The sequence below is a fragment of the Alkalihalobacterium chitinilyticum genome, from assembly GCF_029028005.1.
In the GTDB taxonomy this organism is placed as follows: Bacteria; Bacillota; Bacilli; order Bacillales; family Bacillaceae_F; genus Alkalihalobacterium; species Alkalihalobacterium chitinilyticum.
Map to the genome: position 1 here is coordinate 178,149 of NZ_JAOTPO010000005.1, position 26,139 is coordinate 204,287.

General features: G+C 37.6%; 28 protein-coding genes and 2 riboswitches. Of the genes, 10 read left to right on the plus strand and 18 right to left on the minus strand.

The genetic code is table 11. The annotated features are described in order from the left end of the window. Positions 1–11: 11 nt before the first annotated feature. On the plus strand, positions 12–1,217 hold the full coding sequence (locus N7Z68_RS09510; RefSeq protein ID WP_275118243.1) for an L-lactate MFS transporter: 1,206 nt from the start codon (positions 12–14) through the stop codon (positions 1,215–1,217). Between the two features lie 155 nt (positions 1,218–1,372). Here the strand turns inward: N7Z68_RS09510 and N7Z68_RS09515 are convergent, their stop codons facing one another. The 4 genes from N7Z68_RS09515 to N7Z68_RS09530 all read right to left on the minus strand — a co-directional run bounded on the left by N7Z68_RS09515 (position 1,373) and on the right by N7Z68_RS09530 (position 5,841). Further along, positions 1,373–3,334, minus strand: a complete 1,962-nt coding sequence (locus N7Z68_RS09515) for an electron transport protein (protein WP_275118244.1) — start codon at positions 3,332–3,334, stop codon at positions 1,373–1,375. Between the two features lie 126 nt (positions 3,335–3,460). Beyond that, positions 3,461–4,198, minus strand: coding sequence for an alpha/beta fold hydrolase (locus N7Z68_RS09520; RefSeq protein WP_275118245.1), 738 nt, complete (start codon positions 4,196–4,198; stop codon positions 3,461–3,463). Positions 4,199–4,302: 104 nt separating this feature from the next. Next, positions 4,303–5,433 carry a CapA family protein gene (locus tag N7Z68_RS09525; RefSeq protein WP_275118246.1) on the minus strand — a complete coding sequence of 377 codons (1,131 nt, stop codon included), beginning with the start codon at positions 5,431–5,433 and terminating at the stop codon, positions 4,303–4,305. Between the two features lie 186 nt (positions 5,434–5,619). Then, on the minus strand, positions 5,620–5,841 hold the full coding sequence (locus N7Z68_RS09530) for a hypothetical protein (RefSeq protein WP_275118247.1): 222 nt from the start codon (positions 5,839–5,841) through the stop codon (positions 5,620–5,622). 74 nt (positions 5,842–5,915) lie between these two features. Between N7Z68_RS09530 and N7Z68_RS09535 the strand changes: the two genes are divergently transcribed. Beyond that, positions 5,916–6,245, plus strand: a complete 330-nt coding sequence (locus tag N7Z68_RS09535; protein ID WP_275118248.1) for a YolD-like family protein — start codon at positions 5,916–5,918, stop codon at positions 6,243–6,245. A gap of 126 nt (positions 6,246–6,371) precedes the next feature. On the opposite strand, the gene N7Z68_RS09540 is transcribed toward N7Z68_RS09535, so the two are convergent. Next, the gene (locus tag N7Z68_RS09540; protein ID WP_275118249.1) at positions 6,372–6,956 is read right to left on the minus strand and encodes a hypothetical protein; all 585 of its coding nucleotides are present in this window, start codon (positions 6,954–6,956) and stop codon (positions 6,372–6,374) included. A 355-nt stretch (positions 6,957–7,311) separates the two neighbouring features. Between N7Z68_RS09540 and N7Z68_RS09545 the strand changes: the two genes are divergently transcribed. From N7Z68_RS09545 to N7Z68_RS09555, 3 genes are all read left to right on the plus strand, one after another. Beyond that, positions 7,312–7,749: a MarR family winged helix-turn-helix transcriptional regulator gene (locus N7Z68_RS09545; protein ID WP_275118250.1), complete on the plus strand. Its 438-nt coding sequence runs from the start codon at positions 7,312–7,314 to the stop codon at positions 7,747–7,749. 245 nt (positions 7,750–7,994) lie between these two features. Beyond that, entirely contained in the window at positions 7,995–8,621 is a 627-nt protein-coding gene (locus N7Z68_RS09550; RefSeq protein WP_275118251.1) for an FMN-dependent NADH-azoreductase, read from the plus strand. An 83-nt stretch (positions 8,622–8,704) separates the two neighbouring features. Further along, positions 8,705–9,271 carry an FAD-dependent oxidoreductase gene (locus N7Z68_RS09555; RefSeq protein WP_275118252.1) on the plus strand — a complete coding sequence of 189 codons (567 nt, stop codon included), beginning with the start codon at positions 8,705–8,707 and terminating at the stop codon, positions 9,269–9,271. 54 nt (positions 9,272–9,325) lie between these two features. On the opposite strand, the gene N7Z68_RS09560 is transcribed toward N7Z68_RS09555, so the two are convergent. The 4 genes from N7Z68_RS09560 to N7Z68_RS09575 form a co-directional block, all read right to left on the minus strand. Beyond that, positions 9,326–9,478: a hypothetical protein gene (locus N7Z68_RS09560; RefSeq protein ID WP_275118253.1), complete on the minus strand. Its 153-nt coding sequence runs from the start codon at positions 9,476–9,478 to the stop codon at positions 9,326–9,328. Positions 9,479–9,538: 60 nt separating this feature from the next. After that, positions 9,539–9,832 carry a hypothetical protein gene (locus N7Z68_RS09565; RefSeq protein WP_275118254.1) on the minus strand — a complete coding sequence of 98 codons (294 nt, stop codon included), beginning with the start codon at positions 9,830–9,832 and terminating at the stop codon, positions 9,539–9,541. Positions 9,833–10,079: 247 nt separating this feature from the next. After that, positions 10,080–10,535, minus strand: coding sequence for a hypothetical protein (locus N7Z68_RS09570; protein ID WP_275118256.1), 456 nt, complete (start codon positions 10,533–10,535; stop codon positions 10,080–10,082). Between the two features lie 279 nt (positions 10,536–10,814). After that, a complete protein-coding gene (locus N7Z68_RS09575) occupies positions 10,815–11,561 on the minus strand; it encodes a class I SAM-dependent methyltransferase (protein ID WP_275118257.1) in 747 nt (248 codons plus the stop codon). Positions 11,562–11,702: 141 nt separating this feature from the next. Between N7Z68_RS09575 and N7Z68_RS09580 the strand changes: the two genes are divergently transcribed. After that, positions 11,703–12,251, plus strand: a complete 549-nt coding sequence (locus N7Z68_RS09580; protein ID WP_275118258.1) for a CBO0543 family protein — start codon at positions 11,703–11,705, stop codon at positions 12,249–12,251. A 542-nt stretch (positions 12,252–12,793) separates the two neighbouring features. Here the strand turns inward: N7Z68_RS09580 and N7Z68_RS09585 are convergent. Continuing rightward, positions 12,794–13,000, minus strand: a complete 207-nt coding sequence (locus tag N7Z68_RS09585) for a hypothetical protein (protein ID WP_275118259.1) — start codon at positions 12,998–13,000, stop codon at positions 12,794–12,796. 170 nt (positions 13,001–13,170) lie between these two features. Here N7Z68_RS09585 and N7Z68_RS09590 point away from each other — a divergent pair, with 170 nt between their 5' ends. Further along, positions 13,171–13,338, plus strand: coding sequence for a hypothetical protein (locus N7Z68_RS09590; protein ID WP_275118260.1), 168 nt, complete (start codon positions 13,171–13,173; stop codon positions 13,336–13,338). Positions 13,339–13,394: 56 nt separating this feature from the next. On the opposite strand, the gene N7Z68_RS09595 is transcribed toward N7Z68_RS09590, so the two are convergent. From N7Z68_RS09595 to N7Z68_RS09615, 5 genes are all read right to left on the minus strand, one after another. After that, the gene (locus tag N7Z68_RS09595) at positions 13,395–13,979 is read right to left on the minus strand and encodes a GNAT family N-acetyltransferase (protein WP_275118261.1); all 585 of its coding nucleotides are present in this window, start codon (positions 13,977–13,979) and stop codon (positions 13,395–13,397) included. 182 nt (positions 13,980–14,161) lie between these two features. Then, positions 14,162–14,355, minus strand: a riboswitch (cobalamin riboswitch). 385 nt (positions 14,356–14,740) lie between these two features. Then, the gene (locus N7Z68_RS09600; protein ID WP_275118262.1) at positions 14,741–15,217 is read right to left on the minus strand and encodes an RrF2 family transcriptional regulator; all 477 of its coding nucleotides are present in this window, start codon (positions 15,215–15,217) and stop codon (positions 14,741–14,743) included. Positions 15,218–15,260: 43 nt separating this feature from the next. Beyond that, the gene (locus N7Z68_RS09605) at positions 15,261–17,036 is read right to left on the minus strand and encodes an SLC13 family permease (RefSeq protein ID WP_275118263.1); all 1,776 of its coding nucleotides are present in this window, start codon (positions 17,034–17,036) and stop codon (positions 15,261–15,263) included. 280 nt (positions 17,037–17,316) lie between these two features. Beyond that, positions 17,317–18,615, minus strand: a complete 1,299-nt coding sequence (locus tag N7Z68_RS09610; RefSeq protein ID WP_275118264.1) for an FAD-dependent oxidoreductase — start codon at positions 18,613–18,615, stop codon at positions 17,317–17,319. Between the two features lie 337 nt (positions 18,616–18,952). After that, a complete protein-coding gene (locus N7Z68_RS09615; RefSeq protein WP_275118265.1) occupies positions 18,953–19,558 on the minus strand; it encodes a hypothetical protein in 606 nt (201 codons plus the stop codon). Between the two features lie 324 nt (positions 19,559–19,882). Between N7Z68_RS09615 and N7Z68_RS09620 the strand changes: the two genes are divergently transcribed. Next, on the plus strand, positions 19,883–20,377 hold the full coding sequence (locus tag N7Z68_RS09620; RefSeq protein WP_275118266.1) for a hypothetical protein: 495 nt from the start codon (positions 19,883–19,885) through the stop codon (positions 20,375–20,377). Positions 20,378–20,522: 145 nt separating this feature from the next. Then, entirely contained in the window at positions 20,523–21,542 is a 1,020-nt protein-coding gene (locus N7Z68_RS09625; protein ID WP_275118267.1) for an ion channel, read from the plus strand. Between the two features lie 112 nt (positions 21,543–21,654). Here N7Z68_RS09625 and N7Z68_RS09630 read toward each other — a convergent pair whose 3' ends face one another. From N7Z68_RS09630 to N7Z68_RS09640, 3 genes are all read right to left on the minus strand, one after another. Next, positions 21,655–23,001 carry a TrkH family potassium uptake protein gene (locus N7Z68_RS09630; RefSeq protein WP_275118335.1) on the minus strand — a complete coding sequence of 449 codons (1,347 nt, stop codon included), beginning with the start codon at positions 22,999–23,001 and terminating at the stop codon, positions 21,655–21,657. 5 nt (positions 23,002–23,006) lie between these two features. Then, positions 23,007–23,663, minus strand: a complete 657-nt coding sequence (locus N7Z68_RS09635; protein WP_275118336.1) for a potassium channel family protein — start codon at positions 23,661–23,663, stop codon at positions 23,007–23,009. Between the two features lie 91 nt (positions 23,664–23,754). Then, a riboswitch (cyclic di-AMP (ydaO/yuaA leader) is annotated at positions 23,755–23,901 on the minus strand. A gap of 228 nt (positions 23,902–24,129) precedes the next feature. Then, positions 24,130–24,783, minus strand: coding sequence for an LptM family lipoprotein (locus tag N7Z68_RS09640; protein ID WP_275118268.1), 654 nt, complete (start codon positions 24,781–24,783; stop codon positions 24,130–24,132). Between the two features lie 329 nt (positions 24,784–25,112). On the opposite strand from N7Z68_RS09640, the gene N7Z68_RS09645 reads away from it, so the two are divergent. Continuing rightward, a complete protein-coding gene (locus N7Z68_RS09645; RefSeq protein ID WP_275118269.1) occupies positions 25,113–26,036 on the plus strand; it encodes a S66 peptidase family protein in 924 nt (307 codons plus the stop codon). The last annotated feature ends 103 nt before the right edge of the window (positions 26,037–26,139 follow it).

The window sequence follows — 26,139 nt, forward strand, 5'->3', positions numbered from 1 at the left end:
GGTTTTTACTTATGAATAGATGGTTAGTCGTTCTCGGTGCTGTCATTATTCAAATTAACTTAGGTGCGGTATATGCGTGGAGTTTATTTAACCAGCCACTAATTGATAAATTCGGCTGGGCTCGTGAAGATGTAGTTGTTACGTTTTCCATTACGATTGCGACGTTCGCATTAACTACGATTTTCGCTGGGAGGCTTCAAGATAAAATTGGCCCGAGATGGGTAGCCACTATTGGGGGATTCCTTCTCGGGGTTGGATTAATTTTGTCCAGTCAAGCAACAACACTCATGCAACTTTATTTCTTCTACGGTGTGATTGGTGGCATTGGAATTGGAATGACGTACGTTTGCCCGTTATCAGCTTGTGTAAAATGGTTTCCTGAAAAACGAGGATTTATCAGTGGTGTCGCTGTCGCTGGATTTGGTTTAGGCGGGTTAATTTATAAGCCGGTTATCGGATATTTAATCGGTGCTGTTGGTGTATCATCTTCCTTTTTATATTTAGGAATGATTTATTTGTTTTTTGTTGTCATGGGTGCACAGTTGTTAAAAAATCCACCGGTACTGGAGCAAGCACCAATAAAAGAAAATTCAGTTATGTTGGACTCAAACACTCATTTTTCACCAAAGCAAATGTTGTCTACCTATCAATTTTATTTATTATGGGTAATGTTTTTATTCGGAAGTATGGCTGGTTTAATGGTCATTAGTTTTGCTGTTGATATCGGCATTGAGGTGGTGAAGCTTGACCTTGAAAAAGCAGCTAACGCCGTAATGGTAATTGCACTCTTTAACGCAGGAGGACGAATTATATTAGGTAATCTCTCGGATCGTCTCGGTCGAATAAATACGCTCATGCTAATCTACGGGTTAACTGCAGCTATCATGTTTTACATGAGTTTCGGTGAAATGGTGTATTGGTCATTTTTAATTTCTGTTTCACTGATAGGGTTTTGTTTCGGTGGTTTTTTAGCTCTCTTCCCTTCTGTCACGGCAGATTTTTATGGGACAAAAAATATCGGCAGCAACTACGGATTTATGTATCAAGCGTACGGTTTATCTGCTTTTGCAGGACCATTTATTGTAAAAGCCCTGCCCTTTTCACAGGCCTTTCTTATTGCAGGCTTTATCTGTGTTATGGCTATGGTCATGGCCAAGCTTGTTAAAGTTCCTCAACCGATTGGATCTAAAACGTTCATTGGCAAGGAAGCTGCATAGTAAGTATGTTTGTAAAGAAAGCCCCTCACTTTTTTATCATAGTGAGGGGTGTTGTGTATATTACTATATCTGAAATATTTATCCGTTTAATGGATGAAAACATAAGAGAAATGGAGGTCTTCCTTCATTTCTCTTATGTTTTTCAAAACTTCGACTTATTCCTCACTGGACGTTAAGGAAAGCATAAATTCAATTAACGCATCTTGTTCTTCTTTTGTGAAACCATTCGGTTGATCGACCCAATGTTCATGGCCGATCCCTTCCACGTTTGCCCCTTGAAGTGCCTTTGATTTTCGGTTTGCTTCTACTACTTTCTTACGTAATTTAGAGTCTACAAGCGCTTTTAAACTGTTATATGGGTCAGGGTTTACGGCTTTATGCAAGGTTCCCGGTATACCGAGGTCTGTTTTTTCATTAGGACCAACAGCAACCCCGCCATCATGCAAGTAAGGTGGTGACCATTTAAGTCCTATTAACCCTTTAACCTTATAACCACCGCTGCCATTCTCATCTTGAGCGAGTGTTAGTTTTTTCTGGTCATCATCAACATGCTCAGTTGGTACGCGAATAGCTTTTGCTTCCCTTGGAATTGGTACTGGTGTATCAAAAGAATAGATCCACGAATCTTCTAATAATTTGTCTGCATCTTCGAACGCTTTTGCTCTCGAAGGCTGTGCTTTTACTACATCATTATCGATGACTCGATGATTCGTATAAGCAGGTCCGGCATGACACGAAATACACCCTGCTCGGTGGAACACTTCACGTCCTTGTGCTTTAGTCGCTTCATCAATTTCATATTTTGGCGGTATCAGCGAGTTTTGATAAGCGGACATCGCGTTAATTTGCTCACCGAAATGAAAGCCAGGAGAACTAATGACCGTACCGTTTGGTGAAAACATTGATATTTTTGGGTATGTCGGTGGCTTGACCATTTCATTTACCCCTGGAACATCTGGCTCTTCATCAATCATTTTCAGGAACTCCGACGGTTTCATGCCGGAATTCGGATCGTAGCGGTAATTTTCGTTGGCTGCGTTTTGTAAGATCGTTCCAATGTACACTTCCTTATCAATGTCGAATAGTTCATTACTTTGGTCAGCTTGAGCCAATAAATCCGAGTTTTGCGCGTGAACATTGTTATTTAATGAGCTAAGACCCTTAAATGGACCAATCGCTGCAAATCCATTCCAACCATATGGGTGGTCGCCTAATGTGAATGAATCTGGAATTTGAGCAGGATTATTTACTAGGTCAACCGTTGAGTCAAAGTTACCCGGTGGCCACTGAACAAGCATCTCATCGACTGCTTCTTCTAGCTTTTCAGGATCTGGTAACGGTTCTCGTTTCCCATCTGTCGTTTCCACGGTACGGTCATGATCTTCAATAAAAGTTTTAATTTTTTCCGCATCAATTTCTGTATTTGTGAAATAGGCAGCTGAGTTAGATGCTAATGCTAGCATCATTCCTGCGTTAAAGTTTAAATTAGGTGCGCCCTCAATGATCATTCCCGAATCTCGATCCACAGTGGCGTGACAGGCTGCACAACTTACCCCGGCCTTCAATCTTCCATCCTGATAAGAAATGGGCATACCAAGGGGAGACAATGCACCTTTTGGAACATCTAGCCCAGTATCGATTTTTTCCCCTTTTGCGTAGTTTTTACCGCCGATTGTTACGTTTTCAGCGAGTTCAACTCGGAGGTTATCCGTGTGTCCACCTTGTAGTTCTAAAATCCCTTTTGCGATATTAGTGATTGTGATCGGTCCATCTAACATTCCTAAAATATCTGTTAGATATATTTCGTTATTAAAAGTTTCCTTATAAAAGATATCGCGACCAAGTTCCACAAAGTCTTCATCTACTTCTACTGCTCCATTGGAAGGAGAGAGCATTTCCACTCCATCCTCTGTTTGTAACAGCTTGGCAGCATCTTCAGGTGTAACGGTTACTCCCCAGATGTCATAACTTGTTCCGTGGCCGACGTTAGACCGTGCATCATTTAATATTTGACCTTTCCGTGGCATGTAGGCGTATTCGGGCTCGATAATATTAATCGCGCCAACTGCGAGTGCTAAAAGAAAGACAATAAGAATGAAAATAGTCCGTTTTCTCATAAATAGCTCCCCTGCCCTTCATTGAATATTCTAGAGATATTTTCCTTAGAAAGCAGCGAATGTATACAGGATTGGGAGCGATTCCACAAGTTGCTAATATCAGTGGACTAAAGGTACCACGTACCTTTAGTCTGTTAAAGTAAGCCAGTTTTTAAGTTCAGTGATGAATTGTTGCGGGTTATCCAGCATTCCCATATGTGAAGTGTCTGTTGATGCTTTTGTGATCTGAGAAGAGGTTGCGTGAAAAGGTGCTTCTGATAGATCTTTTGTTCCTTCTAAGAAAAATAAAGGGAAATCTATTCGGTTAAGCATGTCTACCTGATTTGGTCGTTCTTTCATCGCGTGTAAGGCAGCGATTGTTCCTTCAGGTGTCGTTTGATCGGCATGACGATACGCCTCGCTTACATCTTTGGGGTCTCCTTGGAATGCAAAATAGGATGGGATGCGCTTCTTGGCAAGTGCAGCCACCCCTTCTCGCTTGACTAAATCAATATGCTCATCTCGTTGTGCTTTATCCTTTTCACTATCATGGACAGGAGACGAATACACAAAAGCAGCTCGTTTTACATAAGGAGTATACTTTTCTATAGCAGCCATTGTAATATAGCCACCCATCGAATGACCAACCCACGTCGCATTCGTTATTTTTAAAGAATCTAAAAGTTGTATTATGGAATGCGCATAGTCATACACCGTGTTTTCTTTCTTTAACGGTGACTTTCCGTGCCCTGGCAAGTCGATCGAAATGACATCATAGGTATCAATTAAATCAGATCGAACCTTATCGTATACACGATTCGTACTTAAAAATCCATGGATTAAGAGGAGAGGTTCTCCTGTACCTTGACGATGATAATGCAGCAAAAGAAAAACCTCCTTCATAAAAAAACAGATGATTTCCATTGTATTTGTTTTGACATATACACTTATTACTTTTAGCGAAATCGTTTATTTATAACATAAGAAGTTTAATTTTTATTATTCTTATGCAAATACTGTAATGTATGATCGACTACTTGGTCATACGTAGTCTTTGTAATGGCGGACTTTTCAACAAGATACATTGGCATCACATAAAACCCATCTTCTTTTTGAATGACTATTGTCGGCTCTATTTTAGGAGAAGCGAAGCGAATAGTTATTTCGTCACCATCTGTTATCTTAGTAACTTCAACAGTCGCTACACCACCAATGTCGGTGAACTCGTATTTTTGTCCTGAATAAAAGTTACCTAGTGAATAAAACACAAGTGTTTCATGACCTTCTTCTAGAGTGATTTTTTCGATCGGTTGTAAAACGTGTGGATGGTGGCCAAATATAAGATCGACGCCAGCCTTAGCTAACATTTGTGCTGACTCTCGTTGTTGATCATTCGGTTGACGTTCGTACTCGTTGCCCCAATGCATATGAACGATTAAGAGATCGACTTTGCCCTCTAGTTTTTTTACATCTTCAATCATCTGCTCTCGGTCTTGCATTGCAATAACATGTTCGTGTCCAATAGGGATTCGGATACCGTTTGTACCATAAGTATAGGCTAGTACACCTATTGTCATATCATCGACCCTTACAATACGGTTCGTTTCTCGATCTTCTTTGTTTCGGTACATCCCGACGTATTTCATGCCGATCTCATCATAAAAATCAAGTGCACTTTCTATGGCTGATATTCCTCTATCGAGAGCATGGTTATTAGCACCAATGACCATATCTACCCCGAGTTTTTGTAAGGTGGTAACAATCTCTTTTGGGCTATTGAATGATGGATACGTGGATAGACCGAGTTCAACTCCACCCGGTAATGATTCTTGATTAGCCATTAAAAAATCAGGCTCTTCTAATAAAGGTGCTACTTTTTTGAACATCGGATCAAAATCATAGGTGCCGTCTGTTTTGGCTGCTTTTTCGTATACGCGTTGATGAAGTAATACATCACCTATCGCACCGATTGTAACTGTCACTTCTTCAATTCTTTTGAAGTCTTTCTTATCGAAAACATGCGTTTTAAGTACGGTAGAATGATCTTGAACTGGTGGGTTTGACTGGCAGCTAACAAGAATTATCAAAATAAATACCGGTATAAACAGTTTTTTTGTCATTTAACTCACCTTGTGTGGTTCCCGTGCTGTTGGGAAAGATTTCTGTGCTTTCATTTTTACCATAATATGTTCTAAATCCTCTAACCTCATCCATGATGGACATCAATTTATTAAAATAAATGAAAACTGAACCCCTTTTTCAAAAAAATGTTCAGATAGACGGAATGTTTTCTTCGTATTACTCCATTACCCATACCTTTTCTCTTCATCCGGGCGTGCTGTAACGGACAAGATATTTTCCAGATTGAACATTCGTATTTGATTGCTTTGATGACAAATTCCAAGAACTCGATCTTGATCAACTTTTTTTATGGTTACTATTCGTTGCGTAATGATTTGCTTTTTGGAAAGGTAAATCATCTCGATTGGCGTACCGGACAATAATGCTCTTTTAAAAATGCCTTGCATTTTACGTTCGCCTCCTTTTACAATATTATACGAACAAACGTTCTATAATTCAAGTGTAGAAAGGAGACCATCTTTTGTTAAAAGATCGAGGGAATAAAAAGTGGACAGCATTAATGTTGCCTGAACATGTAAGAGAGCTAAGAAAAATGGCAAAAGAACTTAATAAAGTCCCGCAGCGAGCTATCGATGAACAGCAACTAGAAGAGTTTGAACGAATCTTAAATGAAGCAATTGAATACAAACAATCTGTCACCATCTATTTTTGGGACAATGGTGAAGTATATTTTGTTTATGGGGTAATTCAAGCTGTAAACGTTTACCGAAAAGAAATTAAAGTATTGCAAGAAAATGAGGATGCTGCCATCGTCTCTTTAATTCGTATCATTGATATTTCACTTCATTAATATAACAAAAGAACCATTTGGCCATTGAAGGCTGAATGGTTCTTTGCTGTATAGTTTTTATTTCAATGACAAATTATTATTAAAACACTGTACAGAATAGGAGTTAACGCGTATTTCTTTTAATAACTATTGTTTACGAAATGGAAACTGCTGAAATTGTCCTTCATACATATCTCCCGATGGAAATGGGTGCGTCATCTGACCTTCCATAAATTGATCGTCCATCATTTGTGGCATCATTGCCTGATGTTGCGTATGAGGCATCATATGAGATGGCATCATTGCCTGCTCGTGTTGTGTATGAGGCATCATATGAGATGGCATCATCGCCTGCTGGTGTTGCGTATGAGGCATCATATGAGCTGGCATCATCGTGTGCTGGTGTTGTGTATGAGGCATCATATGAGATGGCATCATCGCTTGCTGATGTTGTGCATGAGGCATCATATGGGATGGCATCATCGCGTGCTGGTGGTGAGCTGGCATCGTTTGGCAAGGTGTCATCGCTTGTGGCATTCCTTGACATGACGGCATCATCATCTGTTGATGGTGAGCATGTGGCATCATGGGCTGCATATGGTGTTGATCCATTAATGGCATTGTCATTCCTGGCTGCCCCATCATTTCATGACCGTGCATACTTGGCATCATATTTTCTAATCCTGCTGGTTTTGTCATACCCTTATTTTTACAGTTGCAATTTCTCTCCATGAAAAAAACCATCCTTTTTTAATTTACTTCTCTTCCTTTGTATGCAAATACCTAGAAAAGCGAGCGGGCTAATACCTAAAGTTAGGTAAATTTCCTAATTCAGATAAAGTGAAACTTTATTCAGTGGGGTTTTCCTTCTTCCCCCACTAAATATTAGTTGAACCAATCGGGTTGTTACTGGCGCTTATCTCCCACTTATCCTTTATCGCGTCGTCAAAGTCTTGAAGTGGGAGTCTTAGCGCCAGTTAAACGGGATAACAAAAGCAAAGGATTTGACATCGTCTCTCCCCTTCTTTATAATTTGAAACTATAAATAGTATGTATAGCAACTAAAATAATTAGTGAGGTAAAGCTTTTGAAACTATCTTTGCATGACTACATTAGTATTAAAATTCATCAAACTGACTTACACTTAACGAGTTACATTAAAGCCAAACTAGAAGTTTTTAATTTAGCACCTGAGCAAAATTTAGTGATGATGCTCCTCTGGGAACAAGACGGTTTAACACAAAATCAAATTTCTCAAAAGCTAAATAAGGATAAAACAAACATCGCGCGAATGGCTTCAAACCTTGAAAAAAAAGGTTTCATTTCTAGAGTGAATTGTAATGATGACCGCCGTTCTGTGAAGTTATTTTTAACAACTGAAGGTAAGGCTTTGGGTGAAAAAGTCATTCCAATTACAGAGGAGTTTAATGATGTCGTTGTTAAAGATATTTCAAAAAAAGAACTAGAACAATTAGAAATGACTCTTACTAAAATGAGTAAAAATGTAGACTGTTTTTATAAATGAGTTGCTCTTTAGCGTCTGGTCTCCTAACGATAAATGAACACCGCTGTTTTCTTGATCTCTTCAGGGGACTTTAGCCTATCATTGTTGAGCTGGCGCTTACGCTTTTCTTGCTTAAAAACAGTTATACTTATAAACAATAGTTGATATAGCAACATCTCATATTAAAATTGTTGCTGTATCAACTTTATAGTACTTTAGTTGCTATACCAACATCTTAAATTAAACACATCTTTGGAGGTTTTACCATGTCGAATGTATTATTTATTAAAGCGAATTCAAGACCAATTGACCAGGCGGTAAGTGTGAAGCTTTATCAAGCATTTCTAGACAGCTATAGAGAGTCTCACCCACAAGATCAAATTACTGAACTGGATCTTTTTAATGAAAACTTACCTTATTACAATACAAACATGATCAATGGTATGTTCAAGCTGGCAAAAGGAATGGAACTAACTGCTGAAGAACAAGGAGCAACTGAAATTGTTACTAAATATTTAAATCAATTTTTAGCAGCCGATAAAATTGTGATTGCCTTCCCTCTTTGGAATTTTACAGTTCCTGCAGTTCTGCACACGTACTTTGATTACTTATCACAAGCGGGGCAAACGTTTAAATACACAGCTGAAGGTCCTGTTGGTTTAATTACAAATAAAAAGGTAGTTCTATTGAATGCTCGTGGTGGTGTTTACTCAGAGGGCCCTGCTCAATCTGTAGAAATGGCTGTAAATTACGTACAAAATGTACTCGGTTTTTGGGGGATCCAAGACCCAACTACAATTATCGTAGAAGGTCACAACCAGTTCCCTGACCAAGCGGAAGCGATCATTGCTGAAGGTATTGAAAAAGCGCAAAAAGCAGCAAAAGAATTTTAAAGTAACTAATGTTACACAACTAGAGGCTTATAAACTAAAACTCTAGTTTTTAATAAAAACTATGAATCTATGGGGGAATATATATGTATGAAGTAGCGATTATTGGAGCTGGTCCAGCGGGTGCTAGTGCTGCCCTTTTTACAGCAAAGGCAGGAAAGAAAACAGTTGTTTTTGAAAATGATAAAAGTATGACAAACCGTGCCTGGGTTGAAAATCACTATGGTGTTGATGCAATTAAAGGACCTGATCTTCTTGAATTAGGAAAAAATCAAGCGATCAAACAAGGTGCTGAAATCGTGAAGGATACGGTTGTCACGATTGCTAAAGATGGTGATGTTTTTACTATTGCAACAGAAGAAAGTGGCCAATTTGAAGCGAAACATGTCTTGTTAGCAACTGGAGCATTAACAGACTTAGCTGGTAAAATCGGTGTTAAGTTAGTTGATGGTACAGAACCGAGAATTAAAACGATTGTCGAAGTCGATGCTGACGGCAGAACAAACGTTGACGGGATCTGGGCTGCTGGAACGATAGCAGGTGTAAGTGTTCACACGATAATTACAGCAGGTCATGGTGCTTCTGTAGCCATCAATATTGTAAGTCAATTAAATGGCGAGCGTTACGTTGATCATGATGTATTAAAATCATAATGGTTAAAAAGGGTGATCCAATGAGAATGGGTCACCCTTTTTGTGTCTTGCGATTTAGTTTTTCATATTTAAATTAGGAAATACAGGAAACTTAAGAAGCGTACCTGTTTGTGGTTTAGAGACGGTTTGGTTGTCATTCAATTGAATATTTAGTTTTGACACATCTCTTCCGTCATAGTAATTTGGTTCTGTTTTGTTTACACTCATTGAAACCCCTCCAGTTTTTTAACTCGTCCCTTCTCTATCCCAATCAGCAAGAGGAAGTTTTTAATGTAACACATTTCTTCTTCTCTTGTTGATGAGTTCTAGCACCAAGGCAACGATTAAGGAAGTACAGCATGAAATGGCAAGAAAAATGATGATAATCATATCATTAATTCCTTCAAATCCTGTTGAAATGAACTGTAATTTGATCGAGTAAAATGCAATACCGACTGCTGATGCAATTGCAGGTATGTATTTTAACAGTCTATTAGATTGATTTTGCTCGATTTTATACACCAGCCAGGAAAAACAACCTATTAATGAAAGCCCATAAAGTAATGTTAATTGAGATGCCACTTTTATACCTCTTTTACAAGAAATGTATAAACTAGAATACTATACTACTATTTCTATAGTATGAATGATTTTTCCTTTTAAATCCATACCTATTTTATAATTGGAATAACTTTCTAGAGGAAATCAGTTTTGGATGGCGGAGAAAGACAAATGGGGAGTCTTACGCTGTTGTTGTAGTAATATGTTCATAAGCACTTTCCTCCCATTTGTTTTGAGGTTTTAGGTGTGTTTTTTGAAAAGATGCTGATTAGGCAGCTTGTACAGTAAGAATTGTTTTTCTGATGATGTATCCTGTTAATAAACCGGGAATGACTGAGAGAATAGGCAGCCATACTGGTCCTAGCAATACACCAAAGATCATGACTTTCGGTGAATACATCGTTCCAACGGTGACAAAAAATGCGGCGAAGACGAGTGGTAAAAATGAATAGTCCCCTTTCCCCCCTCCTGCATCTTTATAGGCGTCCCACATCGCAAAAAAATAAAGACACGGATAAAATAAAAGCCATTGGAAGTCCGCTCGTTCAATAGCTGCTTGCGTTTCACCGAGAAAGCTTAACATAATGATTTCGTTGAAATTCGCTTGAACATTTATAAGGAATTCCAAGAAAATAAATAAAACTCCTTTCAAATAGTTTTTGCTTAACATTTGAGCAAAGCCTGGAAGAGCGATGCTCCACATAATTGCTTCGGTTTTTTTCATATGTACACTACCTCGTTATGTAATTTCAGGCGTCGAGCAAATCTAGTATACCCTGTCAACTTACAGAATATGTAAGTTATTAGTCCTGTTTCATTATTGAATAAAAACTGTATGACTTTTGTATATTGTTGTTTAGGATAGAGCTTTTATGTGAAATAAAAATAGCGATTAGATATCTAATCGCTTGGTCTAAAGCCTTTTGCTTATTAAATGTTTAAATACTTTAAATTTAGAGGTAAAGCGAAAGAGTCCCCTGTCCATATCTTGAGAAAGCTAATCCTACTCCGTTTTTTTTACTACCCAAAACATACAATCGGTTGAAAAGCGTTTAACCGGTTCTGGCTCATCAAAAAGGTCGCTTCTATAAAATTGCTCCACGATAGTAAATGGAGCTGATTGCAAGGTGTCAATGACTTCCGCTGTGTCTGGAATATGGATATAGATGTCACGTTCTTTCTCGCTCGTTGATATAAGGCGGTCACCAAATTCATATAGTCTTTGATCTTGAGTGCCTTCTTCCCAGCGTCGTTTTTCTTCAATCCAAAATTCTTTAAAAGCATCTTCGGCATTTCTGTCGTGGGTTGTAAAGATAAAGTGTCCATCGGTTTTTAAAACGCGATTAATTTCCTTTAAGGCTTGGATGCGATTTTCTTTTTTCGGAATTTGCATTATTCCATTAAAAGAGAACAAAGCGTGGTCAAAAGAGTCGTCATCGTAACTTAATTTCGTCGCATCTCCTTGAATAAAGTCAATGTTCATTCTGAACTGATCTCGGATACGTAATGCCTCATCGGTCATATGTGGTGATAAATCTAAGCCAACTAAATGTTTATAACCCAGCTCGTATAATCCAAACGTAGTTCGGCCTGTCCCGCAGCCAATATCTAAAATTTTATCTTCCTTACTAAAATACTTTGTAAATACATATTTCTCTGATTCCCATAGACGTACTTGGTGAGTCGCTTCACGGTAATTATGAACCGCGTGTTCAAATGATCGAATAATAAAGTTTTGATCAATCTTCAATGGAATTCCTCCTACGATTAATAGTGTGAAAAAGTCTTTCAGTTCTTGAAGCATACACGGGCAGTATTAAATCAAAAGAAAATATAATCAAATGAAATTACATTTACATGATTTTTGTTAAGTTGCGGTATCCTATCCATTATGAAAACTAACGGTATCCAAAAAATATCCCAATTATTTAAACAACTTCATGAAATCAACAACGAGCATATTCAATTATGGACTGAGTATGTTTTATTTACTTGGCAGTGGTGGTTAGGTCTGGGACTTACAATCATTCCGTGGATTGTCTGGGTTATTTATCGAAAAAAAGACAGTACATTACGTTTATTGTCAGCAGGTTTTTTTATGATGTTTATCGCATCTTGGTTAGATTCATTGGGAATCCAATTAGGTTTTTGGGAGTATCATTATGAGGTCATTCCTTTTATCCCTGCATTTATCCCTTGGGACTTGTCTTTAATCCCTGTTATGACAATGGTCGTTTTGCAAATAAAGCCCCATGTCAGCCGTTACATTAAAGGGTTCCTTTTTGCACTCATTGCCGCTTATGCCGCAGAACCTTTCTTTATCTGGGTCGGCCTTTATAACCCATTCACATGGGAACATATTTATTCGCTCCCGATTTTCTTTATCTTGTATATTGTGTCTCATTTATTATGTTATGGAAAATCATATCAGCCTCTTTGAAATTGGTATAGTAATTTTAAGTTAGCTTAAGTCATGTTAAATGCAAAGCTGGGAGAAATTGCGTTAAAGAAAGGTGCTTGGGAAACGATGAGCTCAAGCACATTCTTATACGACTTAAAGGAAGGTATGTGAAGCGTACAACCCCTTAGCCTGCATATGAACTTCCCTTGATAACGCTTAACAGTCTATGTGCCCCTTTTCACATCCTTTCTTTCGATCATTTAGTTGTATCCGGTATTTTCCAGTTGTGTGTATACTGTCATAGAATAATAGAATAAGACAATCTTATCAATATGCCTTTTGCAGGAAGATGGGTTTTGGGGTTGAAATCCATTGTTAAAAGGGGCGAAACTCAGTGAAGAAAATAGTACTGGTTGCTTTGATCCTAATAGTAGGCGGGGCTTTGTATTTTTTAAAAAAATGAGTAGTAATATTTTAAGTGAAGATGAAATAATAAAAATAGCAGCGTCCCTTTACTAATTAGCCATTATTGAGGGTAGCAATCGGCTCCACGCCGCCATTTGCGTTGAAGAGCCGATTAATCAGTCTTTCCTTTCTGTGGAAGTTGGTCTGAGGCTGCCAGACTGTATGGTTGCTTTAATATAGTTTTCTCGTTCTGTTGGTGAATCAGCAAGTCTCCTTAGCATGATCAGCTGGCCAACATGAGTCATTGCATCTGCTAAAGGTCCTTGTAGAAGCTGTTCGTTCGTTGCTTTCATCGGTTTGCGTTCAGTAATTACCAGATCCAATTTCTATTTCTTTGTGAGCAGCTTCCCTTTTCAGTAGTGTGATGTTTATTACAAATAAAGGAAACAAAGTTTACGAAGAATTCTCTTGACAAAGTTAATACGGCGTCTCCCCTATTATTCCTATGCAAATTGAGCTATAATAAAAGTATCCATCTAGAGAGGGTGATTTGATGAAGAAAAATCTGTTTACTAGCGGTGAAGAAGTGATAATTAAAGCAACGGATGAAACAGTAACCGTCTCTAAATCCCAATATGTTAAGAACATGAAAAGATATTCATACACCGTCAAAGAACAGCCAGCCACTTTTTTCTTTGAGGAAGAATTGGAGAAAAAGTAAGCTGTGTAAGGATATGGAGAATGAATTACACCCGAAGTTCGGGTGTTTTTTAATATTTAAAATATGGAGTTTATATTAGCCAGTCTCATAAATTGGTTGATTTGATCACTGGATACTTGCTTCCCAAATCTCGCCATCATGAAATTATGTTTGTACTGTGCGACATCTGGATCGTCGGTTACTGTTTCATTAAAATGCTGTGTTTGTAATAAACGTTTTAATAAAGCTTTATATACCTCAATGTTTTCATTTACCATATGAAGATCCCAATGCCAAGCATACTCGATGGATAAAATAATAAATTGCTCTATTTGTGGTTCGTCGCAAATACCGTGAAGTAATTTCTTTGCGATCCCTTCACTTCGAAAGGAAGGTGCTACTTCAATCGCTCCTAGCACTTTTATGTACGGTAAGGCACTCCAACGTTCGTTTTCTTCCGGGGCAAGTATTAACGTATAGCCAACTATCCAGTCCTTATCGGTTGCAATACAAATTCGACTCCCATTTTCAAGTGTTGCCAGTAACGCCTTCTGTTGTTCTTTTGCCTCTCGAAAACGATTTAATGACGGATGAAATGGATAATCTTTCATATAATTCTTAATAGAATGAAAGTCAGAAACCAATTGTATTTGATTTTTCATGTCATTGCTCCTTTTTGTAAGTTGATTATTGATAAGTTAAACCGCGCACTTTATGTTAGGAAAATAAAAAAACTCTCCCGATTCCGGAAGAGTAATGATAAATTAAACGGTACTAAACCTGTGATAAAAAGAAGAAATAGTTTGTCTGTACCGTCTCATCTTCTCACCCCCCGAAGAAATTGAAACTTTTGAAAGTAAAGGCAGGTCTCCTGACTTGTGCTTCATTTTACTTTGAGCCTTCCCATACAAGCCGCTGATGCGTTACTTATACAGTGGTAACCTCATTTCATCCACACTTACAGTTGCGGGGACAGTTCTGGACTTACACCAGATTCCCTATTAAGTCTTATTAGACACCCATACTTCCTAAATACAATATGCAGTTGTTGGTTAAAACAGATTTACGATATGTTGTAATCTTATATCTAGCGTTAGAATATTTCAACACTATTTTTCTTGCTGGTTGAAAAAGTTTGAAGTATGATACCCATTTTTTGGTCTACTTAATAAAATCTATAAAATAAGAAAAGAGCGGAAGTAGTGCGATTAGAAGTCCAGCTTGAATAAATGAAAGCTTTAAATCTTTCTTCCAACTGTTTGTTGTACTTTTACTCATAATTCTTGCGAGGACCAAAAAGAAGAACCACCAAAATAATAAACTTGGTTCGTTGAATAGTATAAGAGTCAAAATAGTTCAGAAATAAGAAGGAGAGAGGTGTTAACTACCTCTCTTCTTGATATTCTTATTTAGTTAAGTACATCTATTCAATATCCATACGAACATCCCTTCGATTTCCCCATAAAACATTAAGAAGCTGTTCTTTTTCAATCACTTTATTTTTTAGGATGTCATCTAAAGTTATATTCTCTAATATGTGAGCAACGGTATCTCGAACGAGTCCCCATAATGGCTGGAGTTTGCAGTTTCCTTCTAGTTCACAATGTTCATAGGATGTAACACTGACACAACTCATGGGTGCTAAAGGGCCTTCGAGTTTCCGTATGACTTCACCGATACATATTTCACTAGGGTTTATTCGTAGTCGATACCCCCCGCCGAAGCCACGGCGACTTGTAATATAGCTTAACTGTTTCAGCTGCATTAATATTTTTTCTAAATAAGGTGGCGGGACATGCGTAATCGTACTGATCTCAGTAACGGTCATCATCTTTCCCACATTTTCTCCTAGTGCAATTAATGCTCGTAATGAGTACTCACCTTTGCTTGATATTTTCATCATCCACCTCTTATTATCATACTAGTTTTCTATCTATCTTGTATTAAACAATCCATACGACATACACAATAATAACGGTAACAACCATGTACAACATATTAAGTGGTATCCCGATTTTTAGAAAGTCAGAAAACCGATAGCCGCCTGGACCATAGACGATTAAGTTCGCTTGATAACCGATCGGTGTTGCAAAGCTTGCTGACGCTGCAATGGCAATAGTTACAAAGAATGCCATTGGATCGACCGCTAATTGAGTGGCAATCGCTAGAGAGATCGGCACCATCAGGACGGCAGCTGCATTGTTTGTAATCACCTCAGTAAACACCGTAGTTAATAAGTAAACGACTGCGATTGCACCTATCACACCTGCCCCTTTTGTTAGTTGAATAAAATGGTCAGCGATCCAAGTTGCAGCCCCTGTTTGATCAAGTGCCGTACCAATACCAATGGCACACGCAATCAATAAGAGGACATCGAATTGGATGTATTTTTTTGCACCGCTTATTGTAATGGTTTTCGTTAAAAATAAGACAATGACTGCCAATACGGCAGCTTTAAACATGGGTAAAACATTAAAAGATGCTAGTAAAATCATAGTTAATAATGTAGTAAGGGCAATAATCGATTTTTTAGGATCAACAATTTCAGGTTCTTCAAGCGATGATAACAAGTAGAAATCTTTAGAATTAGACCATCTAGGCTCGAAGTCTTTATTCGATAAAAGTAAGAGAGTATCTCCGGCTTTTAATTTAATATCCCCGACTTTGTCATTAATCCGCTCGTCATTGCGATGGACGGCCACTACCCCTGCCCCATAAAAGCTGCGAAACTTGCTTTCTTTGATCGTCTTATGAACCAGAGAAGATCGGTGTGAAACGACAGCTTCTACTAAAGATGCACTGCCGTTTTGTAAATCTTCTAATTTTAAATGCGTTCCTGTTTCTACTTTAAGTCCTTTGATGTTTTGAATATCGACAATCGTTGATAAAACACCAGTAAAAATTAACCGGTCTCCAGCCAATAATTTTTTATATGAAGGAACAGATGTTGTTCGTTCTCCATTTCGGATCAATTCAATTAAATATAAGCCGCTTAAATTACGTAAACCTGCTTCTTCAATCGTTTTTCCAACAAGTGGTGAATTTAGTTCGACAGTCGCTTCTGATAAATACTTTTTCGCATCTTCTCCAAATGTATCTTCTGAAGATTTTCGATCCGGCAGCAGTTTATAGCCAATGGTGACCATAAATAAAATACCAAGCAGTCCAGCTGGAAAACTGACTAAAGCTAGTTGAAACATAGAAAAACCAACAAAGCCTTTTTCGAGCATAAAACCATGGATGACTAAATTCGTTGAAGTTCCGATGAGTGTCAACGTTCCTCCAAAAATGGTTGCATAAGATAGCGGCATTAGAAATTTAGAAGGTGAAATGTTTCGTTCCTTACACCATTTTCGAATGACAGGCGTAAACATGACAACAATCGGTGTATTGTTTAGAAACGCAGATAAACTTGAGATTGGCACCATCATTTGCAACAATGATTTTCGCTCGCTTTTCCCAGAACCTAATGACTTAGTCACAATATTATTTAATACCCCACTCTGCTTGATCGCACCAGCGACAATAAATAATAGCGCGACCGTTAACATTCCTTCATTAGAAAATCCTTTTAATGCATCGGCAGGTGATAAAATTCCGCTTAATAACAATACAGCTAGAGCGCATGCGACGATAAAGTCTGGCCGTGCCACTTCTCGGATCAGACACACCAACATTCCAAGTACAACAAAAATAACAAATGCAATTTCAAAAGTCATGTTCATGCCCCCAACAGCTGCTTGTTTTCCAATCTAATATTAATTCAATAAAACCTATTAGTTTAGTGTGAATTAAAGATAAAAAAAGGCTAATACTCCAAATAGTTTGAAAGTATTAGCCTTTGGTGTTTCCAATCAGCTTCGTATTTTATTTGTTAAATATTATATTATTCAAACTAAACATAGTTGTCAACTATGAATTAATTTTATTTTATGGTTAGCTTTCTATAAGAGAAAAAAAGAAAAGCACTCAATGATCTGAATGCTTTCTCGGATATAGTTATTTATTTAATATTAATTTACATACATCATAAGCACTTGAAAATGATAATTCAGATAACTGGCCTTGTCCTTGGCACCAGTCTCCAGCAAAGAAAGTATTGCGATAATCTGGGAAGTAAATCGGCATCGCTTGTTGATTCATATTCCATTTAATTTCTTGAACAACTGCATTTTTTGAAATACGAGGAACAGCTAAATTTTCCCGCCAGCCGGAAAAATGTTTATCATACAAGGCTTCAATTTGTTGCTTGTATGTTTCTAATGCTTCGGTATTGCCGATGTCTTCATCTTTTAAATAAGCAACTGCTTGTAGGAGTTGTCCGTCTTCCGGGATACAGGTTTCATCGTAATACGAAATATCTGTAATAAACATTTGGTTTTTTCGATCGTAAATATATGTGAATGGACTTTCTACTCGTTTTGAAAGTCCGATATCATAAACGAATACGTTGGAAGATTTATATTTCGCATAATGACTGACCCAATCTTCAATCTCAGTATCTTTAAAAACTTTCAGTAATTCTTTTGGCGGGATTGCAAAAACAAACTCATCCGCTTCAAACTGCTCTTCACCAAACATAATCTTCGTCACTTTATTTTTCGTCGTTTCAATTTGTTGAACTTTTGCTTTTTCATAAATGTCCCCATCGTTCTCTTCAATGACACGAACGAACTCATTAATCAACGCCTGCCACCCGCCACCGATATACGCAACCGGTTTATTTGTGGTAAAGATCCTCTTATAGTATTGGAAAAACACTTCTGAAGGTATTTGTTCAGGTTCACTTGTAAAGAAGTTGGATGATGCGAGTGTTAACATCATCTTTTTGACGTCTTCACCGATGTTTTGCTTTTCTAACCACTTTCCGATCGATTGGTGTGGTACACCCGAGTCGATACTTAGCATCGTCTTAAAGACTTCCCAAGCAAAGACAATTTTCCCAGGAGATGAGAGGATTTTCGTTTTAAAAAGACCGCGGACATTAGAAGGCACATGACTTAGTTCTTCACCTGAGTCGTATCTAGCTTTATATGGATTAAAATCTTTCCATTCAATATTAAGCTTTAGTTCATTTTCAAAATTTTTAAGAATTGAAGTGTCTCTTCCATAAATGGCATGTGCACCAAAGTTGAAGTTAAACCCTTTAATCGGTAAAGTTACTGCTCTTCCTCCAAGCTTTCCACGTTCTAATAGTGCTACTTTTTTTCCATTAAAAGATAAAAATGCAGCGGCAGCAAGACCCGCTAAACCTCCACCTACTACGACAACATCATACGATTTCAATTGTTTCTCCATGATAACCTCCAATATGTAACCCATTATATATTCATTTTTCAGAATTATCTCTAATTCATTATACTTTGATAAAATTAGTTGCAACCTTTATGATAGTACTCTGAATCGTAGAAATCAATGATTTACTACTATGAAAATAGTATAAATTTCTTCTTGCTTTTCGAAGACTATAAAAAGTAATTTACGACGACCCATAAGAAAACGACTGTCCGGTCTGACAGTCGTTGGATATTGTTATCCTAAAGTTGTTGCTCTACGATTTATGACAAAGTAGAAGTCTGTTTCTTCTCCTTTAACGGCTCCTTTTGATAAAAGCAATAATACGAGGAAAAAGTGCCTAATTTATAATTTTAGAATATAAGGAATTAATAAAGCTACTGTTTGTCAGATTGAATGGCGGTTCTTTTTTTAAGACTAGACAGATTGGACCTTTGAGTAGTCTTGGTTTTAAAGGAATTTTAAATCTCATGATAAAAAAGATCGCTGTCCCTAACGACATCATCCATACTAATCGAGGATTTCTAGTGTGCAAATAACTGTATGTATACATTAATAAATAAATTAAGCCTGACCAATAAATATTCCACCCATGCTTAAATCGAATTAATTTTTGTTGAGCGACCACATGCTCTAAATAGGTAGATATAAATGTCCATTTTAACACATGAACGATTTGGTTTGGCACGGTTTTAGGGAATTTAGCTAAACTTGATAAAACCACCAGAGGTGTAGTTACAAAAGTATGCACTGCTCGAATGATGCGCCAATCAATTCCTTTTGGCCGGAATTCCCATAGAAGATACCTTTTACATATGTAGTAATAAAAAGCATTAAAAAAACTGATGAACCCTACCTCTTTGTAGTGTTTTGGTAGATGTTTTAAGGATCCTGCTGTTGCAAGAATTAGTGTGAAAAGCAGTAGTATAACTTGGTTCCTTTTCATGATGATCCTCACTTTATCATTTCTCATTCGTAGTTTAATCATTAAATATATAATTACCAATTAATTTACAAATCATGTGGAGGAAGTTAAAATACCGTTAATTACTATTTATATCTTGTCTACCTTAAGGTCAAATTTTAGCCGGAAAGGGAGTAAATAAAGGGATATGACAAGTAAGGATTGTTATTTTATATCTAGTCGGCTCGACTTATAAAAAGTCAATTCTGTGAATTATCTGTAAATAGTTAAAATCTTCTATACCCTAATGGTGGAGATGTGGTATTATAATTCTTAATATTCTAAAAATATTAAGGGTGTGAAGACATGGACCAATATGATGATAAAACGAAGCGGATGCTGAAAGAAGTGAAGGATTATTATGGCACAATACCAATGACGTATTATGCTGTGGCAGACGCTGGGCTTCTACCGAGGCTTTGGGCATTAGCTGGAGAAACGTTCAAGTCTGGTGCAGCAACCCATGAAGATAAGCGGATTTGTGCTTCAGTTGTTGCGCACACTCTCGGTATTCAAGAACTGCTTGTTGCACATTTGATGATACTAAAGCGCTATGGCTGGAACCGTCAACAGTTTGATGAACTCTTACAAGAAAACTATCCGGCTCGGATGAGTGATAAGCAAATCCTATTGGCCAAACTGGCAAAAACGTTAGCTGTTAACCCGGCAAATGTCGATCGTGAGACGCTTCGTTCTCTTCAAGAACAAGGAACGACTAAAGAAGAAATTGCAGAAATTATAGCACTCCATGGATTTGTACGTTACATGGCAACATTCGTTAGTGTTTATGAAATGGCGTAAGCTGGTTGATTGCATTAAATTTGAAAGCTTATTGTATGAACCGCTCCCCTTCTTTTCGAAGCGTGGGTGGTTTTTTTGTTGGTTGTGTAGGTTATTTGGTTTTTTAATTGGAAATAATTTCTGGTGAAAGGATGGTATAAGAAGAATGTTGATGATTTTTGAACTAATGAAAGTGGTTGTAAGAATTCGCAAGCTTACTTTAATTATCATTACGATTATTTTTTTAATAGGGAGTTCTTACATCATTCATTGGATTGAGCCTGACGTCTTTCCCACTCCCTTTATTGGATTTTGGTATGTAATGACAACGGTAACGACTACTGGTTATGGTGATTTTGTTCCTGAAACAACTGTAGGTAAGGTTTTTGGGCTTTTTTTATATTTTTTTGGTATTGGTTTAATTGGTATCGTTATCGGAAAAATTGTTGAAGGCTTTGGGATTTATCGTAAATTAAAGGAGGAAGGTAAATTGAAGTATAAAGGTTCAGGACATTATGTCATTATTGGGTGGTCGAATAAAGCAAAGCATACGATGAAAGAAATACTTGCTATTGATGATCATTCAAAAATTGTTTTGATTGACCTTATGCCGAAATCTCCTATGGACGAGGAAACATTATTTTATATCCAAGGTGACCCAACTGACAAAGAAGTGTTGGAGAAAGCCAATGTACTGTATGCCAAGGCAGTATTAATTTTCACGAAAGATAACGTAATGGACTCAATTGCTGCGGATGGAAAGTCATTAATCATTGTCTCCTCAATTGAAAGTTATGCGAAGGAAAAGGAAAAAGAAATCTATACATTAGTTGAAATACTGAAGGAGAAACATATTCCGACATTTGAACATGCGAATGTAGATGAATTTATACTCGCTGACGAGGCACTATCAGATTTAATGGCAAAATCAGCTGTACACAGAGGATCAGGCAAGCTTGTGATGAAACTATTGAGCCGTAAAAGCGGTGTAGATTTATGGAAAATCAATAAACATCAAGAGTGGAAAACTTATAATGATGCTTTTGAAGACTTAAAGAGAGCCGGCGCAAACCTCATATCGGATCGAAACGATTTTAATATTCTAACAAAATTAGGAGAACCGATCCCCGCTGAAGCGGAACTATATATTATCTGTAATAAAGCAACCTATCAAAAAATCAAGTAAGTCATACATTATTTGATAAGAAATATTAAAGCATATAAAGTGAATATTTAATAAATCGGTAGCAGGTACCTTTAGCGCAACAGCGCATTAAAGGTACCTGCTACCGGATTTTTTAGCCTGTGAAGACTTCTTCGTCTGGGTACCGGATATTCGACTTTTTCGGTCTGGCTAGTGTAAATGCTAGTGTAAGTGGTCCTATTCGGCCGATGAACATCAACAGGATAATAACTTGCTTTCCAATTGCTGATAATTCACCAGTTAGCCCCATTGAAAGGCCGACCGTTCCGAAGGCTGAAAATACTTCGAACACGATCATAAGAAATGGTGCGTTTTCAGTAATGGTTAAGATGAACAACGTCAAGAAGATAAATAAAATACTGATAACGATAATCGCTAGTGCACGTATCTTCGTTTGTTGTTTAATAGTTCGGTCGAATACTACGGTTTCGCTTCTTCCTCTTAAAAAAGTAATAGTCGCTAATATCATAACTAAAAACGTTGTTAATTTGATCCCGCTCGCTGTCGATGCGCTCCCTGCTCCGATAAACATCAGTAATAAAATGAGTAAAATTGAGGCGGTTGTCATATCACCAATTTCAAGTGTGTTAAATCCTGCTGTTCGAGGGGTCACGGCTTGGAAATAAGCACCCCATAACTTATCTGACAGCGGCAAGCTTCCTAATGTGGCTGGGTTTGCATATTCTAATACAAAAATGACAAGCATCGCAATGATGTTCGTAGCAAATGTTCCAACAATCATAAGTTTTGAGTGCAACGATAATCGACGAAAGTTCTTTTTATACCACAAATCAGCTAGTACGGTAAATCCAATCCCGCCTGTAATGAATAAAGCCGTAATTACAAGGTTAACTACAGGATCTCCAACATAACCTGAGAGACTATCGGACCATAACGAAAACCCAGCGTTATTAAAAGCGGAAATCGTATGGAATAGACTTTGGTACATCCCCTCTTGCCACCCATACTCGGGTATCCATCGGATCGAGAGTATAGTAAATGCAATACTTTCTAAAATGAGAGTAAATATGACTAAGATTTTAATTAAACGAACCAACCCTCCAATGGACGTTTGGTTAAAAGCTTCTTGAATTAAGATCCGCTGTTGTAACCCAACCTTTTTTCCAAGCATCATTATTATAAGAACAGCAAAAGTCATAAGCCCAAGACCACCGAGTTGAATGAGGCACATGATGACAACCTGACCGAAAACTGTGTAATAAGTTCCTGTATCCACGACGACCAGTCCTGTTACAGTAATCGCAGACGTTGCTGTGAATAAGGCATCTAACCATGAGATGTAGGTGGTGGATGCAACGGGCAACTTTAATAAAACAGTTCCAATTGCAATAAAAACGAGAAAGCTTAGTGCTAAAATTTGTGGAGGAGAAAGATGTATAACTTTCCCTCTCATTTGGTTTGAAGAAAATAAGTTCGACATTTTCATTACAGTCCCTCTTCTTCAAACCTCTTGAGATCGTTTTTATGACCTATAACAATCAATATGTCGTTTTTGTCAATTAGGTCTTGAGGGAAAGGCGATATATTAATATCTTTATTTCGTTTTATTGCAAGTATCGTACAGCCATATTTCGCGCGAATATCAAGCTGAGCAAGTGATTTACCTGCTACTTTTTCACTAGCGATTAATTCCACGATACTGTATTCATCTGATAGTTCAATATAATCGATTATTTTTTCTGAGACGAGATGTTGAGCAATTCGAATACCCATATCCTGTTCAGGATGTACAATCCGATCTGCACCGATTTTTTCAAGTACGCGGTGATGATAATAATTTTGCGCCTTTACCCAGACGTTTTTAACGCCCATCTCTTTGAGAATTAATGTACATAGAATACTAGATTGAATGTTGTCCCCGATGGCGACAATGACAAAGTCAAAATTACGTATTCCCAATGAATGAAGTGCATTCTCGTCTGTACCATTTGCGATTACACTATGGGTGGAGAATTGTGTCATGTTATTTACTTTCTCCTCATTGTTGTCTATCGCAAGGACGTCATGGCCTAGCTTATACAACTCTTTGCAAACACTGCTCCCAAATCTTCCAAGACCAATTACTGCGAACTGTTTTCTCATATTTCTCTTCTCTCCTTTTACCACCGTACCCAATACAAAAAAGACCATCACAAATAGAATGGTCTTTGGCTTATCCATAGACCCTTCTCTCTAGTAAGAAAAGTAACGCTTACGAGGTTAGCTGTCGGATTAGGGACTGAGAGTATCCCCTCTTATTTCACAAATAAGATTCACCCCAAGACATATTGCTATGTCAAAATTGGTTCCCCCGCTCATATAGATTCAGCGAATAAAAGGTACTAGGTATTTAAATTTTTTATTATGGAGATAAATTTACTCCTCTTAATTAAAGTTGTCAATAACTATTCTAAAACTTTACATAGCTTAACAAACCGGTGCCAGGCACCTTTAATGCGCTGTTGCGCTAAAGGTGCCTGGCACCGGAAATGATGAACAAAAAGAAACCGCACAGAATGAGCAAGTTCATTCGGAGGTTTCTTTGTATAATTACTTTTGTATTAGAAGGTTATTCCCCAGCTGAGATTGTATCTAGCATCGCCCAAAAGCTTGGTTCTGCTCCTTCAGCAGCTTCTTTACCTGGTAAGAACATCGTAAATTTAAATAAGTTTCCATTGAAATCTTTCGCCGTATGAATGATAGCTGTTGCTCCGTCTTCGACTACTTCTAACACGGCATACTCTACATTCGCTAATGGAACAGAACGTCCTTCTTCTACCGTTCCTTGGGCATACTCGATAATATGGTTCTTGATTTCCTCTGCATTAACACCTTTTCCTTGAGGTTCAATTCTTACAAAAAATTCGTTATCATAGTCCATTAATAGTACATCCTTACCTGGCTCTTCCGCTTCTAATGAATAGCCCTCAAGTACAAACAAAGAATAGTTTAAGTCACTTACTTCTAAATGAGCAATTCTCTTTTCGATTTGTCCTTCGACTTCTATTTCTAGCTCTTTCATTTCAGGTATTAGGATCATTTCTTCGTCATCGTTTACAGGTTCCTCAATGTCATTTGGCTCTTCTCCTTCACCTTCACCTGGTGTTTCTACAACTTCACCGTCAGTTGGTGTTTGAGCCTCTTCTTCTGGTGTACTAGTTCCACATGCTGCTAGTGCTCCAATAAGTAGTGTTGCTGCAACGAATAATTTTATTTTTTTCATCGTTCATTCCTCCAAAAAATATTTTATATTTGTTATTTACTCCCCTATACAAAAGGTAACATTATTCCTATTTATAACCAATCAGGTTAAACCCTGATCTATATGTTTAAAAACCACCAAATAACTTAGGGAAAAAATGCAGTTGTTTTCATTCTTGGATATTTTTGCTCATTCACCCATTTAGCGGTCTTAGGTGAATGAGTAAACAATTTGTAATTTTAAAATTAATCATTTCATAAAATAGGAGAAAAATGGATCAGAATTGTTTTTAAAGGACCTTTTTTAGCGGATTTGAATTGTTTTCACTAGAAAGACAAGGAGCGGATCATATGGCAATAAAACCGCCTCGGTTACAAAGTGGGGATACGATTGGTATAGTTACATTAGGCAGTCCTCTTGATGCGAACATTACGAATGCAAGAATACAAGGGCTTCAGAATATGGGTTATAATATTGCGTACGGTCGACACGTGTATTCATGGCAAGGAATTGCTGCGGCTCCTGCCCAACAGCGAGCCGAGGATTTGATGATGATGTTTAGAGATCCGACGGTTAAAATGATCTTGCCGACTCGAGGCGGAACTGCCGTTCAAACAATTCTTCCCTATCTCGATTTTGAAGAAATAAGTGCAAATCCGAAGATCATTACAGGCTACAGTGATATCACCGTTCTTCTTAATACATTGTATCAATTTAGTGATTTAACGACGTTCCATAGTTTATTGTTGATTGACTTTAGACCGAACACACCGTCGTATAATTTTGATCAGTTTTTTGCAGCTACTTCTACGCTTCTCTCTCCTAGGGTAATTGAAAATCCTCCAGATATGCCTCAAATTAGTTTAGTTCCAGGAGATGTGACAGGGCCAATGGTAGGTGGAAATATGGCATCCTTAGTCAATACGCTTGGAACGCCTTATGAAATGGATACAGCTGGTAAGATTTTGTTTTTAGAAGAAATTAATGCTCCGACAACCATGGTGTTTCGGTACTTGGTCCAATTATTGATGGCAGGAAAATTCGACGATTGTATCGGAATTGTCATGGGAGAATGTACGAATTGTCTCGTTTCTTACGGTACTTCCTACGAGGATCTAATAAATGAATGGTTAGTACCTTTAGGAAAACCATTAATGACAAACGTTGCTACCGGACATGGTTTATATAAGGCGGCAATACCAATTGGAGCGACGGTTAATTTAAATACAACTGAAAATACGCTAACGGTTATCGAGCCGACAGTGTCCCCTTAAGTGGGTGAAATACAACGTGTGAGTAACGCGTTGTTTTTTTATGGGAAGGTTCGCCTCCATCCAAAGTGATCTTCAATGATTGTATAATTCCTCCATTGCTCAA